Below are 15,812 nucleotides of genomic sequence, written 5' to 3'. Positions count from 1 at the left end.
GCTTACGCCACGATCTGCCCGCGATACACCCGTTGTGACTGCCCGGCTGCATGCACTGCTGGTTTTTCCCAGTCAGTCAGTTCGAACGGCGCACGCGCCTCAAACTCCGACAATAATGCATTCAGTTTTGCATCCTTATCGTTCCGATAGCGGGTCAGAATAGCCAGATCCTGTGTCGACGTAATGCGAATGTCGTCACCGTAAATGGCGCGAATGCGTTTGCGAATATTCTGCAGCGCCCGGTAATTTTCGGGTTTGATCAACCAGTGTTGTTGTTCTGACATACTCGACTCCTGTGCTGAAATTGATTCCGCAAGGCCGACAATAAAGCAATTGCCAATACCGACTATGCAATAAGCTTGCCTGCCCAGAACGCACCCTGCCCGGGTATTTAGCCGTCCAATAAAGCCCCACATTGATGCACGTTTTGCCCGAAGGCCTCAACTTGGCGCTTTTACACCCCAAGCTTTCAGTGCACACAAAAAAGCCCAATCGAGGATCGGGCTTACTGATAACGGTGTTCGCTAAAAACTCGGTAAAACGTCGTACTAACTGGTCACGGTTTCATCTTCCCAGAACACTTTACCGGCCGACACATTAGCCAGACGATCCTGATACTGACGCTCAAGGTCGGCTCGCTTTAATTTCAATGTAGGTGTTAGCAGACCGTTTTCTATGCTCCACAGATCATCCGCCACCAGAATACCATCTAAGCGCTGGTGTGATTCCAGACCGGCATTAACGGCCGACAGCGTATGCTGTAGCGAAGCCCTCAGAGGTTCCCGGTCAGACTTGCGCAAATGCTCGGCCATTACCACCACGGCCACCGGTTGCGTTCGCCCACTGCCCATCAGACAGACCTGTTCGATGTCGGGGTTGCCCGCCAGCTGACTTTCAATGGGAACGGGTGCAACGTACTTGCCCTTGGCGGTTTTGAATTCTTCTTTCAACCGCCCGACGATGGTGTAGGACCCATCCGGGTTTTTAGTGGCCTTGTCACCGGTTTTAAACCAGCCATCTTCAAATGAATCGGCCGTCGCTTCCGGGTTTTTGTAGTAGGTTTCGAAGACGGTGTCGCCACGCACCTGCATCTCGCCCTCCTCACTCAGGCGAATGTCGAGGCAATCGATGGGCACCCCAATGGTGCCCAGCCTGTCTTCGCGAAACGGCATATTGGTGGTCGACAAGCCAGCCGTTTCCGTCATGCCCCAGGCTTCACAGATGGGAATGCCCAATCGGTAGTACCAGTGCAAGGTACTGGGCGAGATGGGCGCCGAACCCGATCCAAAAATACGCACCGAATTCAAGCCCAACCCCTGGCGAATTTTCTTCGCAACCAATTTACCAAGCAGCGGAATACGTAATAGCTTCTGGAGCTTTTGTTCCGGCATCTTCTCATGCACCCCAGCCTGAAAGCGCACCCAAAGCCGCGGTACCGACAAAAAGGCGGTCGGCTGTGCCACTTTCAAATCCTCGACAAAGGTATCGAGCGATTCAACAAAATAGACCGGGCCACCGGCATAGAGAGAAGTGCCCTGTATCACAGTACGCTCGGTGATATGAGCCAGTGGCAAATATGATACCGTGCGGTCGTCTGGTCGCAAATTGATCACGCTTCGATTGGCCGTCGCGGCGGCCGCGTACTGACCAAACTTCAGGACCACACCTTTCGGGTTACCGGTACTTCCCGAGGTGTAAACAATGGACATAATGTCGTCCAGACCTGCCTCGGCTACCTCGGCCAATGGCGTTTGCTGGCTGATCCAGTCCTGCCAGCGGATATCGTGCTCGACCGTATCGTAGGGAAACCCGATTCGGGGAATCGAGCCATCAAATACCTGAGACCCCGCGGTTTTGTCGTCCAGCTTGCCAACGAAGATTGCTTTCGCTTCGCTGTGATCGAGTATGTATTGCAGCGTCGATTCACCCGCTGTCGCATAAATAGGCACACTGACCATGCCGGCCATCATGATGGCCCAGTCGGCGATAAACCATTCAGCACTGTTTTTGGCAAAAATGGCAACACGGTCGCCCGGGTTTAACCCCAGGGATTTCAGGCCCTGAGCAATTTTGCGAGCATCCTCATCAACCTGCTGCCAGGTCCACACGGTTAATTGTCGGTTAACAGGCTGGTGCAAATAGGCTTCATCGCCCCGCTCTCGCACATGGCGCGCCAGTTCCTGCAAGGGTGTCTGATAATGGCGTTCTTGTTTTGTATTGTTCATGACGTTTCCATTGTTTTTATTTGTAGGTGTCGATACCAGCGTTCGGCTGTCATCCCGGCGGGGCTGGAACACTGAAAATAACCTTAGCAGTATTCACCAGTGTTTGTGCAAACGCACGTATATTGCACTTCATGGCTGACTACCTGACCGTTCTTCAACTATAAGGCAACCACGGCGATGCCCTATGAGGGATTGGTGACGAAAGAGTGTCGACACCCGCCCGGGTTTTGGGTCATGCTTGACACATCACTGACATAGGAAAATGCCATGCCAAGATCGACCCTCTGGGCATTGACTGCCGCCCTGCTGCTCGCGCTGTTTACGGCTTACGTGCTGTGGGACAACCAGCAACTAACCCGTTCGACCCAAACACTGGAACAACAGGTCAGCGATCAATCGGAAGATCTCCTCGCTGCCCGCACTCGTCTGCAAACTCTGTCCGAAACCAACCGCCAGCTCGAACAACGCCTGGGTCAGTTCACGAGCCAGCAGACAGACCTGTCGGACATAGTGACGGAGCTACAAGCCCGGCTAAACGAGGTGACCGAGGAATACACCAGCCTGGTTGCCACGCAGCAACAATCCCAGCAACGGCTGGAGGCGGCATCCAGTCGCCAACAGGAACTGTCGAGACTGGAATCGGAAGCCGATGCCCGGGCTCAGGAAAATCGTGAATTGACCGAGCAGCTGGAGCAGCAAATTCGTCTCAACGAACGCTACCAACAGCAATTGCAGGCGACCAATACCGCCCTGACCGGTCGGAAAGAAGAAGTAGAAGACCTCGAAAGCCGTTTGCAGCGCGAACAGCAGGCCATCGACGCACTTGAGCAACAACTGGCGGCGCTGAGCGATAACCGCACCCAATCGATCGAGCAACGGGACGATGGCTCGACCGTGATCCAGTTGCCGGAAGCCATCCTGTTTGATTCCGGTTCTGCTCAGTTAAACAACCAGTCCGTTGCCGTACTCGAAGACGTCGCTGAAGCCATAGAAAGTTTTGAGCAATACAACATCAGAGTCGTCGGTCACAGCGACAGCTTGCCCGTGGTCTCAATGAAAAACCTCTACCCAACCAACTGGGAGTTGAGCTCAGCCCGAGCCAGCGCCGCCGTGCGCCGCCTTACAGAATTGGGCATTGATCCGCAACGGCTAAGTGCAACCGGTGTTGCTGACACTCAGCCAAAGGTAGAAGAGACAGATGACGCCAGTCGACAGCAGAATCGGCGTATTGAAATTATTCTGGAGCCGCTACCACCACAGTAATCAGCGCCCATAAAAAAACCGGCCACAGGGGCCGGTTTTTAAATTTGGTGGAGCTATGCGGGATCGAACCGCAGACCTCCTGCATGCCATGCAGGCGCTCTCCCAGCTGAGCTATAGCCCCAAATCGGTGCCGGACTCCCGTCTGACACCGCTGCGTATTCTACTGGCACCGAACCCGCTGTCAATACTTTGTGTTGTATTTCAAGCAGTTATGCGCCCCGTTTAGTCTTTCAGAGCCCGCTGTGCCATTTCAAAGACGTTGGATGACAGTGAATCGGTGGCCAGAATGGTCTCCAGTGCTGACGCCATCATCTTGCCACGGTCTGCATCGTAGCGCTTCCAGTCCGACAGCAGCGTTACCAGCCTGGCAGCCAGCTGCGGGTTCAGGGCGTTCAACTGCTGAACCACCTTCGCGAGCAAGGCATACCCCTCTCCCCTGGCATCGTGAAACGACTCGGTGTTCATCGCAAAGCCGACAATGACGCTGCGCACCTTGTTCGGGTTTTTGATGTCAAACGCTGGGTGTTGCATCAGCGTTTCAATGCCCGGGACCGTCATGCCCGGCGTTCCCGCTTGCATGGTCAGCCATTGCTCAACCATCTGGGTATCCGACTGCCAGCGCTCGTAAAAATCGCTCAGCAGCGATTGTTGCAAGGCTTCGGCATCACCCGCCAGCACCGCTCGCAGGGCGTTGCTGCGATCGGTCTGGTTCGTGGCACTGGCGTACAGTTCTGCGGCGAAATCGAACGCAGCCTGGTCGCCGGCCTTTAACCAGTACCAGAGGCTCAGGCCCTGCAACTGACGACGACCGGATTCTTCGGCATTGAATTCATAGGGTGCATCGCTGCTTAGCTTCTCGGTCAGAGACCGCCAGATGTCCCGGTAGCGGGTGGCGAGTGTCTTGACCAGGTGCTTGCGCGCGGCGATCAGATCGTCAATGTAGACGACGTCGACGGCGTCTTTGAGGATGGCATAGCCGGGCAAGGTCAGCATGCTGGCGCGAATGGCGTGGGACAGGGAGGCGTCGCCCGCTACATTGGCCACGGTCTCCACCAACACCGAAGGCGGTGTCAGAGAGCGACCGGCACGGTGATCCTCCGCCATGCTCAGAATGGCGCGACTATACAGTTGCTGCAAAGCGTCCCATCGGTTGAACCCGTTGGCATCGTTGGCGGCCAGGAACGCGAGTTGCTCGTCACTGTAACCAAACGACCACTTCACGGGGGCCGAAAAGTCCCTCAGCAAACTGGGGACGGGCCGTTCCGATACGCCGGTAAAGACGACCTCGGTTATTTCATCGGTGAGGGTCAGCACCTCGGTGCCGGCGTTGTAGTTGGCGCTGGTGTGTATTGGCAAGTCGTTGCCATCGGCACCCAACAGACCCAGCTTGACCGGAATCACAAAGGGGAGTTTATCGGTCTGCCCTGGTGTTGCCGGGCACGACTGGTGAAAAGAAAGCCGGTAGGTTTGGCTGTCTGCATCGTAGTCGTCGGTCACCGACAACCGGGGTGTACCCGCCTGGGTGTACCAGCGCTTGAACTGGGTCAGATCCAGACCAGACACCTGTTCCATGCAGGCCACGAAATCGTCGGTGGTTACTGCCTGGCCGTCAAAGCGTTCAAAGTACAGATCCGAACCGCGTCGAAAATCATCCGGTCCGACCAGGGTGTGAATCATGCGCACAACTTCGGCGCCCTTTTCATACACGGTGGCGGTGTAGAAATTATTGATTTCAATGTACGAATCGGGCCGAACCGGGTGCGCCATCGGGCCGTTGTCTTCTGGGAACTGAACAGCCCGCAGACCGGCGACGGTTTCTATTCGCTTCACCGCACGGTCGTGTATGTCGGAGCTGAACTCGGTATCGCGAAAAACGGTAAACCCTTCTTTCAGCGACAACTGAAACCAGTCGCGGCAGGTTACGCGGTTGCCACTCCAGTTGTGGAAATACTCGTGCGCGACAATGCCTTCGATACGTTCAAAGCGCTGATCATTCGAGGTATCAGGCGAGGCGAGTACAGCAGCACTGTTGAAAATATTCAGGCCTTTGTTTTCCATGGCGCCCATGTTGAAGAAGTCGGAGGCGACGATCATGAACAGATCCAGATCGTATTCTCGTCCATAGACTTCTTCGTCCCATTGCATGGCTTTTTTCAGGGAGTCCAGCGCAAAGTCAACCTTGTGTGCATTCTGCGGTTCAACAAAAATTCTCAGCGTGACGTCACGACCGCTGCGCGTGGTGAACCGGTCATCCTTGCTGCTCAGGTCGCCAGCGACCAGCGCAAAAAGATAACTCGGTTTCGGAAAGGGGTCTTCCCAGACGGCATAGTGTCGTCCGCCTTCCAGAGCACCGCTGTCTACCGGATTCCCGTTCGACAACAGCACCGGAAACTGGCCGGCGTCGGCTTCGATGCGGGTGGTAAAGGTCGCCATCACATCAGGGCGATCGGGGTAAAAGGTAATCTTGCGAAAGCCTTCCGCCTCGCATTGAGTGCAGTACATTGAGCCAGACTGGTACAGACCTTCAAGCGAGGTATTGTTCTGCGGATCTATGCGAGTTACGGCACGAAAAATGAGCTGTTCTGAATCGCAATTCAGAGTGAGTACGCCATCCGCATAGTGATAGTCGGCACTGCTCAGTTGCTTATCATCCAGCTGCAGAGACTGAATGTCCTGATCAATGCCGTTTAGTACCAGTTCGCGACTGGCGACCTCGGGGTTCTTTTTCAGGGTCAGCTCTGACGAGACTTCGGTGTAGCCATCAAAGAGGCTCACGGTCAGATTAACGTGTTCTACCCAGAAAGCCGGTTGCTGGTACTCACTGAGGTAAATGGTTTTCGGATCCTGTGTTCTCATCAGTGTCTCACTCTTGCCCTTGTAGGGTCAGGTCGGAAAGGCCGTGTGTAACAGCCGATGCAATGGCCAGATAACAGGCTCTGGTTAAAGCCCGACAGCCAGTCGTTAACGCAACACCACCTGGTAGCCGGTGTGGCGACGAATATTGATGACGCCAGTATCAAGAATCCAGTACTGGCCTTTAATGCCGAGCAAAGTACCTTCGACAACCGGCTGTTTGTCGAGCGTCAGGCTGCTGACTTTTTCGGGATACTGCTCTACCGGATAATCCAGCGACCGCACATCGGCGTGGTTGATCAACTGAATGGCTTGTAATCCATAGTCTGCGATCAGAGCATCCAGTTCCGGGCGACACTCGGCCACCAACTGGTCACGCAGTGCGGGCAAATCCAGCGGCTCGGAGGTGCCTTTCAACATGGTGCGCCAGTTGGTTTTATCGGCGACATGCTGCTTGAAGACCACCTCCAATAAGCCGGCCAGTTTGCGCGAGGAGACCCGGGCAATGATCATCGCCTGGGTCGCACCCTGGTCGACCCAGCGCGTCGGCACCTGGCCGCCGCGGGTAATGCCCACCTTGATGCCGCTGGCGTTGGCCAGGTAGACGTAATGCGATTGCATGCAGGTCACTTCTGCCCATTCCGGTTCGCGGCAGGTGCCCTGATCGAAGTGGCATTTTTCCGGGCTCATCATGCAGCTGTCGCATTGCGCCAGCGTCGTGAAATGTTCGTAGCAATAACCCTGGCCGAAGCTTTTATTGGTCACCTTGTCGCAATAAACGCAGCGAATTTCACCCAAATACTCTAGCCGGATGGGCGAGCCGATCCGCGCATTCATGTCGATCTCGTGGTCACCGAGCCGCAGCCGGTAATGCACTGGCGAGGTGGCATCGCTGAGCATTTTTTCCAGCCCGCCGCGACCGAGCTCAGTCGCGTTTTCACTGGACTCGCTAAACAGGTCGAGATTCATTGCAAGGTATCTCCGGCGCCGGGCAAGTTGATCACCTGGATATCATTCAGCTTTTCCGCCTTGCGCTTAACCGACTCGGGCCGATCAATGTAGCCAGTGCGAGCCTGTTCAGGCACGCCGTTACTGATTTCATATTTCAGACAGGCCTCGAGGCAAAGGGCCTTTTGCTCTTTGGTCAGCGCCACGCCATTGGGCCATTTGCCAAGTTCAACGGCTTCTTTCAGCCGGCTGTACACTTCGGGAGACAAACTCCCGGCGACGGCATCAAAATTCATAGGTTCACCCTCTTCCACCCTGCTGTGTCCTCATGTGCGGTCAAAGCGGCCAGACACAAGGGCGGCATTCATAACGGTTAGTCTTCGAGACGGTTGCCCCAGCCCAGTTTGGTGCGGCATATCTCATAATAGTTGTGATCTTCCGGGTGCAACAGTCGCAACGCCTGCGGGAACCGGCTGATGCGCAGCTCATCGCCCGGCGCGATGGCGATGTGGTGCTGGGCATCGAAACTGATTTGCGGTTCGAACCCGTGGTCTTCGCCCAGTTGAATGCTCAGATTGGCGTCGGCACCGACCACCAGGGGCCGGTTATTCAGGCTATGCGGAAACATGGGCACCAGAATCATGGTATCGAGGCTCGGGTGCACCAAAGGTCCGCCCGCCGAGAGCGCATAGGCGGTAGAGCCGGTGGGGGTCGAAACGATCAGGCCATCGGACCGCTGGCTGTAGACAAACTGGCCGTTGATGTAGAGCTCGAATTCGATCATGCGGATGCTCTGACCGGAGTGCAGCACCACGTCATTCAGCGCCCGGCCCGTTTCCAGTACCTTGCCGTTCTGGAAAATGCTCGCCTGCAGCAAAAAGCGGTTTTCAATGACGTAGCGGCCGGAAAACACATCCCGCACCTTCTGCTCCATCTCCACCGGCATAATGTCGGTCAGAAAACCCAGACGACCTCGGTTGATGCCCAGCAAAGGCACATTGAATTCTGCGAGGTCACGAGCGGCACCAAGCAGAGTGCCATCGCCGCCGACCACAATAATCAGATCGGCCCACTGCCCCAGGCCCGGTCGGTCGAGGGCTTCACAATTCAGCCCCGGTATGGCCTCTGCCAGCGGCAAGTCGATGCGACAGGCCCGGTTCAACTCGCTCAGCAAGTGTGTCAGCCGGCGGACAGAGTCAACCACGCTGTCGCTGTCGAGTCGGCCGACAATGCCAATCCGTTCGAAGGATTGGGTGTGTTCGGGTTTGGTCATTCAGGTCGCTTCGGTTATCGTCCAGGGTTCCGAAGCATACCAGAAGGGAAGCGCATGGACGAAGCCGTCAGCACGCAATTGCGACAGGATTTGAAGTGGATCCTGCAGGCCCCTGCCCTGCTGCCTGCGCCCGAACTGAACTGGCACCCTGGCGATGCCTTCTCAACCGACCTGATTGACCCGATCATTGCCAGCCGTGGCGACGCACTCGAACAAGCCCGGCACGGTAAGCTGGGCCATTATTTCGAGGCCCTGGTACAGGCTCTGTTCAGCGTCTCGGCGGACTACCGGATTCTGGCGAGCAATTGCATCATACGCGGCGCCACACGAACCCTCGGCGAACTCGACCTGTTGCTGGAAGACCGCCGCCAGGGGCAAATTCTGCACCTGGAGCTGGCTCTCAAGTTTTACCTGCTGATTCCCGCCGGTGCAGGTATCGCCCCCGAATGCCGCTGGATCGGATCCGGTTTTAAAGACTTCATGACCGTAAAATCGCAGCGACTGCTGTCGCACCAGTTGACCTTACCGGAGCGCGCAGCCCGGGAAGGTGCCTGGCCCGGGCACTTGCCAGCGCCCGATCATTCCCAGGGCTGGGTAACGGGTCGTGGTTTTGTCCCTTTCGACGACAGAAACAACGCGTCGCCCTGGCCGCTGATCGCCCCGAATGCACTGATCCGCCCCTGGCTGACGGAAACCCAGGCCCGGCAACAGGGCTTGGGCGGTCGCTGGATCAACAAGAGCCAGTGGCTATCTCAGCACCCGGGGCCAGAGGAGGCTCGCAAACACCCGGCACCGGCGCAGTGGCTGGGCCGACTGCCCAACGAGTCTCATGAAGGGCACTGGTTCATCGTACCCGATGACTGGCCAGAACAGGCCCGCGCCAGTATGCTGCGGCGCTTTGCATCCGCCAGCAGTCCTACAGGAACGCCGTTGTGAACCAGCCTGAAACCCAAACAGCAAGCCATCGAATCACGCTAGAAACCACACCCGGCGGGCTACAACGCCTGTGCGTGGTCAATGAATGCGCAGTCGCCACGCTCTACCTCCAAGGCGCCCACATGACGTCGTTTCGGCCGCACGGTCAGGATGACCTGTTATGGGTGTCTGACGCCGAAACTTACCAGCCCGGCCAGGCCATACGCGGCGGAATTCCCGTCTGCTGGCCCTGGTTTGGCCCCCACCCGGACGGCGCACCCTATCCGTCTCACGGACTGGTCAGGACAGAGCTATGGAACTGGGAGGTTGTGCGCGATGACGCCAAGAGCAGCCAACTGCGCCTCTGGCTCGAAACCGGCGGGACAGACTCTGGTTTTGCCCACCGGGCCCGGGTTGAATTGGTGGTTACGGTCGCTGCCTCACTGACCCTCAGGCTGATTACCACCAACCTCGGCGACAGCCCGTTCACGCTCAGCCAGGCTTTGCACAGCTACCTGCCGATTACATCGCCTGACAACGTTCGCCTGACGGGTTTGACCGGCTACCCCTATCTCGACAAACTGACCGGAACACGCCAGCCGTGGCCGGAGCCGTTTGCAGTGGATCAGGAAATTGACCGAATTGTATTGGATGAAGGGCAACCCGTCATGCTGGACGAACCGGGCAAGGTGCGCCGTTTCATCAGGCGCGAAGGCAGCCGGTCGCTGGTGGTCTGGAACCCCTGGATCGCCAAGAGCCGAACCCTGTCGAACTTCAATGACGACGATTACCGGTCCATGCTGTGCCTGGAAGCGGCCAACGCCGCCGATGACAGCAGGCAGCTGCTGCCTGGCGAGCAACATCCGCTAACAACCAAACTTGGGCTGACGACGACCGATGCGTGATGTCAACCTGCCACCCGGCCTGATGCAGGCTGTGGACACGCTGCTGACAGAAGCACCCGCCGGATTGTCGGAGTACGAACTGATACAGGCTCTGGACCGGCACTACCCGGCGCTCTTTCCCAAGCCCAATCTGGGTGACCCGCTACTGCTGTTTCAGCACCATTTTGTGCTGATGCACCTGCTGTACCGCTTGCAGCAGGACAACCACCAGAAGTCCCGGCGGCTGTCGATCAGCCCACTGCGAATTCAGTGGCTAGCGGCAACCGGCAGCGAGGGTAAGGCCGTCAGCCCGAATCCGTCGCTGGCGGCTTATTATCTGGATTTCAGCAATTTGACAAAAGAAGACGGGTTCAGTGTAGAGCGGTTGTTGCAGGGGTTTTGGCGCCGTTTACTGGGTGAAGAGCAAGCGCCCGATGCGCTTGCCACCCTGGGCCTGGGCCCTTCCGCCAGCTTTTCTGACGTAAAGACCCGTTACCGGCAACTGGCCAACGCTCATCATCCGGACAAGGGCGGTGACGCTGTTGAATTCGGGCGGATTCAACAGGCCTACGACACCCTGAAAGATCAGCAAAAATACCGCAAGTGACCCTGCCTGGCAGCAACGTCACCCGGGAGCCAATCGATCTTACTACCGGTACACCTTACTGATAGTAGGCGTTTTCGGTCACGGTATGGTCGGTGACATCCCGAATGCCCTTCAAGCCCGGTACTTTTTCGAGCAAGGTGGCTTCAACGCCATTTTTCAACGTAATGTCGACCGCTGAGCACCCCTGGCAGCCACCGCCGAACTTCAGCACCGCAACGTCTTCGGGCGTCAGTTCTTCAAGGCTGACCTCGCCCCCGTGTGACGCCAGGCCCGGGTTTATCTCGGTAAACAAGATGTAATTAACCTGATCCTGCAGCGGGCTGTCGGCATTCACCTTGGGCATTTTGGCATTGGGCGCCTTGATGGTCAGCTGACCGCCCATCTTGTCTTCGGCGTAATCGACAACGGCTTCATCGAGGTACGGCAGGCTGTTCTTTTCCAGATAGACCCGGAACTGTGTCAGCTCGATGACTTCGTCGTTTTCTTTCTCTTCGCCTGGACGGCAGTAAGCCAGGCAGGTTTCAGCGAATTTGGTGCCAGGCTGGGTCACAAACATACGAACGGAGACACCGTCCGTGCTTTGCTTGGCCAGCAGACCCGCCAGATAATTCTGCGCGGAATCGGTAATGTTCATCTGAATATCCATGCCACAGACTCCGTAGTTGGACGATTAATCGGGAATGTTGAATGGGCGGTATTCTATCGAACTTTGTCCGCCAACTGAATACCTGAGTGTTTTACTTGGTTATACAGATGTGGCCTGCTATCGGTGAATTCAAGGCGAACCATTGAACTTAGAGCAGAAAGGCCTATCACACTGACCATAGGACCCCGTGGTGGCCTGGAATCAGATACCAAGCGCACCAAAATCTGTGAGGTTACGCTAGATAACGGTATAACTACTATATCAATACTTTTTGATATAGATTGAAAAAACACCCTGTTTGGTGTTTCATAGGCCACCTTCTTTAAGGCAGGGGTGGACCCTCCGTGACGGTCTGTCACTATTCACGGAGCAAACAACCCATCCACGCCTTCTGTCACAGCCAACTGAACTGGAAGAGACAATGACTCGCTCAGTCGCGGACGAACTCCGCCGTACGCTCCAAGACCGCATCATGGTACTGGACGGTGCCATGGGCACCTCCATCCAGGGGTACCCACTCGAGGAAGCCGACTTCCGTAAAGGGCACTTCGAAGACCACCCGAGCCCGCTCAAAGGCAACAACGACCTATTGTCGCTGACTCGCCCCGACATCATCGAGGAAATTCACGACTCCTTCTTCGAGATCGGTGCTGACTTCGCCTGCACCAATGCGTTCAGCGCCACCACCGTTGCCCAGGCCGACTATCACCTCGAACACGCGGTATACGACATCAACTACGCTGCGGCCCAGTGTGCGCGGCGCAGCGCCGACAAGTGGTCAAAGAAGACACCGGAACAGAAACGCTACGTCATCGGTTGCCTGGGGCCCACCAACCGGACTGCTTCGATGTCGCCCGACGTCAACGACCCGGGCAAGCGTCTGGTCTCTTTCGACGATCTGGTTCAGGCCTACAAGGAAGCGTCCATTGCGCTGATCGACGGCGGTGTCGATCTGATCATGGTCGAAACGGTATTCGATACCCTCAACGCCAAAGCTGCTGTCTTCGCCGTGCTTGAGCTGAAACAGGAACGTGGTCTGGACATTCCGCTGATGGTCTCCGGCACCATTACCGATGCCAGTGGCCGTACTTTGTCGGGCCAGACGCCTGAGGCCTTCTGGGTATCGCTGGAACACGGTGAATTATTCAGCATCGGTTTGAATTGCGCTCTGGGCGCCAAAGACATGCTGCCGCACATCAAAGCACTCGACAAACACGCCACCTGTCTGATTTCAGCCCACCCCAATGCGGGCCTGCCCAACGAGTTTGGCGAATACGATCAGTCCGCCGAGCAGATGGCGGAACAGGTACGTCCCTTTCTGAGCGAAGGCCACGTCAATATTATCGGTGGCTGCTGCGGCACCACACCGCAACACATTGCCCAGTTGAGAAAGCTGGCCGATGAATACTCACCGCGCCCGCTGCGCGATCTGGCCGCGGAGGTTGCCGATGAAGCCTAAGCAACGTGCCCTGCCCGACATGGTTCTCAGTGGCCTGGAGCCACTGGTCGTCAATGAAACCACCGGCTTCGTCAACGTGGGCGAGCGCTCCAACGTCGCCGGTTCAGCCAAGTTCGCACGCCTGATTCAGGAAGAACACTACGAGGAGGCCGTCGACATCGCCCGCACCCAGGTCGACGACGGCGCCCAGATCATCGACATCAACATGGACGACGCCATGCTCGATGGCGAAGCGGCCATGGTTCGCTACCTCAACCTGCTGGCAGCCGAGCCGGATGTCGCCCGGGTGCCATTCATGATCGACTCCTCAAAATGGAGCATCATCGAAGCGGGTCTGAAATGCGTTCAGGGCAAGGCGATCGTCAATTCCATTTCGTTGAAGGAAGGCGAAGACGTCTTCATTCAACAGGCACGCCGCATCAAACTCTACGGTGCGGCCGTGGTCGTCATGGCGTTCGATGAAAAAGGCCAGGCCGATACTTACCAGCGTCGAATCGACATCTGCAAACGGTCTTACGATGTCCTGGTCGACGTGGTCAGGTTCAACCCGCAGGACATCGTCTTCGACCCGAATATTTTTCCAGTGGCAACCGGCATTCCCGAACACGACAACTACTGTGTCGATTTTTTCAAAGCCACCGCCTGGATCAAAGACAACCTGCCTGGCGCCAAGATTTCCGGCGGTGTCTCGAACATGTCGTTCTCCTTCCGCGGCAACAATACCGTGCGTGAAGCCATGCACTCGGTGTTCCTGTACCACGCCATCAAACACGGCATGGACATGGGTATTGTCAACGCCGGCATGCTGACCATTTACGACGATATCCCCAAAGACCTGCTCGAACGCGTTGAAGACGTCGTACTGAACCGCCGCGACGATGCCGCCGAACGCCTGGTCGATTTCGCCGAAAGCGTTAAAGGCCAAACTGCCGATGCCAAAGAAAGCGACAAGCTGAAATGGCGCGAAGGCGACCTGCAAGATCGCATCACTCACGCCCTGGTCAAAGGCATCACCGAATTCATTGAAGCCGATGCCGAAGAAGCGCGCCAGGAAGCCGACAAACCCATCGAGGTGATCGAAGGCCCCTTAATGGTGGGCATGAACGTGGTGGGCGACCTGTTCGGGGCCGGCAAAATGTTTTTGCCACAGGTGGTCAAAAGCGCCCGGGTAATGAAAAAAGCCGTGGCCTACTTGCTGCCCTATATTGAAGAAGAAAAGCGGCTCTCGGGCCGCGAAGCCGAAAATAACGGCGTAATCATCATGGCCACGGTTAAAGGCGACGTGCATGACATTGGCAAGAACATCGTTGGTGTGGTGTTGTCGTGCAACAACTACGAAGTGATTGACCTTGGCGTTATGGTACCAGCGGAAGACATCCTCGATGCGGCCGAAAAACACAACGCTGACGTCATTGGACTTTCCGGGCTGATCACACCCTCGCTGGACGAAATGGTGACCGTCGCACAAATGATGGAACAGCGCGGCATGACCAAGCCCTTGCTGATCGGCGGCGCAACGACGTCGAAAATACACACTGCGGTGAAAGTCGAACCACAGTATTCAGCCCCGGTGGTGCACGTTCTGGATGCGTCCAAGTCCGTTCCCGTCGTGAGTCAGTTGTTGTCGTCGAACAAAGCGGCCTACGTCAGTGAACTGCGCGATGCCTACCAGCAGTTGCGCGAAGGCAATGCCCGCAAACGCGGCCAGAAAGAATTTGCCAGCCTCTCGTTTGCGCGGGCCAATGCCTACCAGCCCAACTGGTCGGATTACCAGCCAACAACACCATCGTTCATTGGCAACCGTACCTTTACCGATTACCCCCTGGCAGAGATCAAAGAACGGTTCGACTGGACACCCTTTTTCAAAACCTGGGAATTGCACGGCAAATACCCAAAAATTCTGACCGATAAGGTCGTGGGGGTAGAAGCCAGCAAGCTGTTTAAAGATGCCACGGCCATGCTCGACCGAATCGTCGACGAAGGCTGGCTGCAGTGCAACGGCGTGGTCGGGCTTTACCCGGCCGCCGGCATAGCGGGAGACCAAACAGAAATTTACGCCAATGAAGAGCGCGATGCCCCACTGGTAACCCTGAACCACCTGCGTCAGCAAGCCGAGCGCCCGGACGGCCGCGCCTTCCGGTCACTGGCCGACTTTGTGGCACCAAAGGACAGTGGCGTTCACGATTACATGGGCGCCTTTGTCGTCACCTGCCACGGCGCCGACGAACGTGCCAAAGCCTATGAAGCCGAGCACGATGACTACAACGCCATCATGATCAAGGCGCTGGCCGACCGCTTTGCCGAAGCCTTTGCCGAGGTATTGCACGAGAAGGTGCGCAAGGAGCTCTGGGGCTATGTGGGCGATGAACAGCTGGACAACGAGGCCATCATCGCCGAGAAGTATCAGGGCATTCGCCCGGCACCCGGCTACCCGGCCTGCCCGGAACACAGTGAAAAAGCCACTCTGTTCCAGCTGCTCGATGCCGAACAGGCGACCGGTTGCTCGCTGACCGACAGCTTCGCCATGTGGCCGGCTTCCGCTGTAAGCGGCTGGTATTTTGCGCACCCGGAGAGTCGCTACTTTGGCTTGGGCAAGATCGACCGCGACCAGGTTGACGACTATGCTGAGCGCAAAGGCTGGGATCTGACGACCGCAGAGCGCTGGCTGCGACCCACCCTGGGATACGACGAACTCTGACCGGAGGCGCGGTTGTCAGTTACGCTGGTTTCCTGTGATAC

Annotated in this window: 11 protein-coding genes, 1 tRNA gene and 1 pseudogene; 5 read left to right on the top strand and 8 right to left on the bottom strand. The window is 56.8% G+C overall.

Going from position 1 to position 15,812, the window contains the following annotated elements; all coding sequences use genetic code 11:
* Window positions 1-2: 2 nt before the first annotated feature.
* Together ACHUE7_RS06505 and ACHUE7_RS06500 are read right to left on the bottom strand one after the other, a co-directional pair.
* Entirely contained in the window at window positions 3-284 is a 282-nt protein-coding gene (locus tag ACHUE7_RS06505; RefSeq protein WP_213677846.1) for a hypothetical protein, read from the bottom strand.
* A 264-nt stretch (window positions 285-548) separates the two neighbouring features.
* Window positions 549-2,225: an AMP-binding protein gene (locus ACHUE7_RS06500; RefSeq protein WP_394169270.1), complete on the bottom strand. Its 1,677-nt coding sequence runs from the start codon at window positions 2,223-2,225 to the stop codon at window positions 549-551.
* A gap of 267 nt (window positions 2,226-2,492) precedes the next feature.
* Between ACHUE7_RS06500 and ACHUE7_RS06495 the strand changes: the two genes are divergently transcribed.
* Window positions 2,493-3,488: an OmpA/MotB family protein gene (locus ACHUE7_RS06495; protein ID WP_394169269.1), complete on the top strand. Its 996-nt coding sequence runs from the start codon at window positions 2,493-2,495 to the stop codon at window positions 3,486-3,488.
* A gap of 45 nt (window positions 3,489-3,533) precedes the next feature.
* Here ACHUE7_RS06495 and ACHUE7_RS06490 read toward each other — a convergent pair.
* The 5 genes from ACHUE7_RS06490 to ACHUE7_RS06470 form a co-directional block, all read right to left on the bottom strand.
* Window positions 3,534-3,609 (bottom strand) — tRNA-Ala (locus ACHUE7_RS06490).
* A 101-nt stretch (window positions 3,610-3,710) separates the two neighbouring features.
* Window positions 3,711-6,344 (bottom strand): aminopeptidase N, encoded by a 2,634-nt coding sequence (pepN, locus tag ACHUE7_RS06485; RefSeq protein ID WP_394169268.1) that lies wholly within the window; start codon window positions 6,342-6,344, stop codon window positions 3,711-3,713.
* A gap of 105 nt (window positions 6,345-6,449) precedes the next feature.
* On the bottom strand, window positions 6,450-7,310 hold the full coding sequence (locus ACHUE7_RS06480; protein ID WP_394169267.1) for a DUF2797 domain-containing protein: 861 nt from the start codon (window positions 7,308-7,310) through the stop codon (window positions 6,450-6,452).
* On the bottom strand, window positions 7,307-7,585 hold the full coding sequence (locus tag ACHUE7_RS06475) for a YeaC family protein (RefSeq protein WP_394169266.1): 279 nt from the start codon (window positions 7,583-7,585) through the stop codon (window positions 7,307-7,309). Before ACHUE7_RS06475 ends, ACHUE7_RS06480 begins: the two co-directional genes overlap by 4 nt.
* Window positions 7,586-7,662: 77 nt before the next feature.
* Window positions 7,663-8,562: an NAD(+) kinase gene (locus ACHUE7_RS06470; RefSeq protein ID WP_394169265.1), complete on the bottom strand. Its 900-nt coding sequence runs from the start codon at window positions 8,560-8,562 to the stop codon at window positions 7,663-7,665.
* Window positions 8,563-8,616: 54 nt separating this feature from the next.
* Here ACHUE7_RS06470 and ACHUE7_RS06465 point away from each other — a divergent pair, with 54 nt between their 5' ends.
* From ACHUE7_RS06465 to ACHUE7_RS06455, 3 genes are read left to right on the top strand one after another with little or no spacing between them, the layout of a single operon-like run.
* The gene (locus tag ACHUE7_RS06465; RefSeq protein WP_394169264.1) at window positions 8,617-9,498 is read left to right on the top strand and encodes a DUF1853 family protein; all 882 of its coding nucleotides are present in this window, start codon (window positions 8,617-8,619) and stop codon (window positions 9,496-9,498) included.
* Complete coding sequence (locus ACHUE7_RS06460; protein ID WP_394169263.1) at window positions 9,495-10,382, top strand: D-hexose-6-phosphate mutarotase; 888 nt, start codon at window positions 9,495-9,497, stop codon at window positions 10,380-10,382. The genes ACHUE7_RS06465 and ACHUE7_RS06460 overlap by 4 nt, the downstream gene beginning before the upstream one ends.
* The gene (locus ACHUE7_RS06455; protein ID WP_394169262.1) at window positions 10,375-10,968 is read left to right on the top strand and encodes a DNA-J related domain-containing protein; all 594 of its coding nucleotides are present in this window, start codon (window positions 10,375-10,377) and stop codon (window positions 10,966-10,968) included. The genes ACHUE7_RS06460 and ACHUE7_RS06455 overlap by 8 nt, the downstream gene beginning before the upstream one ends.
* A 55-nt stretch (window positions 10,969-11,023) precedes the next feature.
* Here ACHUE7_RS06455 and nfuA read toward each other — a convergent pair whose 3' ends face one another.
* Window positions 11,024-11,614 carry a Fe-S biogenesis protein NfuA gene (gene nfuA, locus ACHUE7_RS06450; RefSeq protein ID WP_394169261.1) on the bottom strand — a complete coding sequence of 197 codons (591 nt, stop codon included), beginning with the start codon at window positions 11,612-11,614 and terminating at the stop codon, window positions 11,024-11,026.
* A gap of 421 nt (window positions 11,615-12,035) precedes the next feature.
* Here nfuA and metH point away from each other — a divergent pair.
* Window positions 12,036-15,771 (top strand): annotated as a pseudogene (gene metH, locus ACHUE7_RS06445) (methionine synthase).
* Window positions 15,772-15,812: the final 41 nt, after the last annotated feature.

This window comes from Saccharospirillum alexandrii (genome assembly GCF_043641555.1).
Taxonomy (GTDB): Bacteria; Pseudomonadota; Gammaproteobacteria; order Pseudomonadales; family Natronospirillaceae; genus Saccharospirillum; species Saccharospirillum alexandrii_A.
Note: the sequence above shows the minus strand (reverse complement) of the source record. Positions and strands in the feature narration are given on the sequence as shown.

Excerpts from the sequence above, each read along its gene's own strand:
- ACHUE7_RS06455 (WP_394169262.1), top strand. The coding sequence starts at position 10,375 with ATGCGTGATGTCAACCTGCCACCCGGCCTGATGCAGGCTGTGGACACG.
- nfuA (WP_394169261.1), bottom strand. The coding sequence starts at position 11,614 with ATGGATATTCAGATGAACATTACCGATTCCGCGCAGAATTATCTGGCG.
- ACHUE7_RS06500 (WP_394169270.1), bottom strand. The coding sequence starts at position 2,225 with ATGAACAATACAAAACAAGAACGCCATTATCAGACACCCTTGCAGGAA.
- ACHUE7_RS06465 (WP_394169264.1), top strand. The coding sequence starts at position 8,617 with ATGGACGAAGCCGTCAGCACGCAATTGCGACAGGATTTGAAGTGGATC.
- ACHUE7_RS06475 (WP_394169266.1), bottom strand. The coding sequence starts at position 7,585 with ATGAATTTTGATGCCGTCGCCGGGAGTTTGTCTCCCGAAGTGTACAGC.
- ACHUE7_RS06505 (WP_213677846.1), bottom strand. The coding sequence starts at position 284 with ATGTCAGAACAACAACACTGGTTGATCAAACCCGAAAATTACCGGGCG.
- ACHUE7_RS06470 (WP_394169265.1), bottom strand. The coding sequence starts at position 8,562 with ATGACCAAACCCGAACACACCCAATCCTTCGAACGGATTGGCATTGTC.
- pepN (WP_394169268.1), bottom strand. The coding sequence starts at position 6,344 with ATGAGAACACAGGATCCGAAAACCATTTACCTCAGTGAGTACCAGCAA.
- ACHUE7_RS06495 (WP_394169269.1), top strand. The coding sequence starts at position 2,493 with ATGCCAAGATCGACCCTCTGGGCATTGACTGCCGCCCTGCTGCTCGCG.
- ACHUE7_RS06480 (WP_394169267.1), bottom strand. The coding sequence starts at position 7,310 with ATGAATCTCGACCTGTTTAGCGAGTCCAGTGAAAACGCGACTGAGCTC.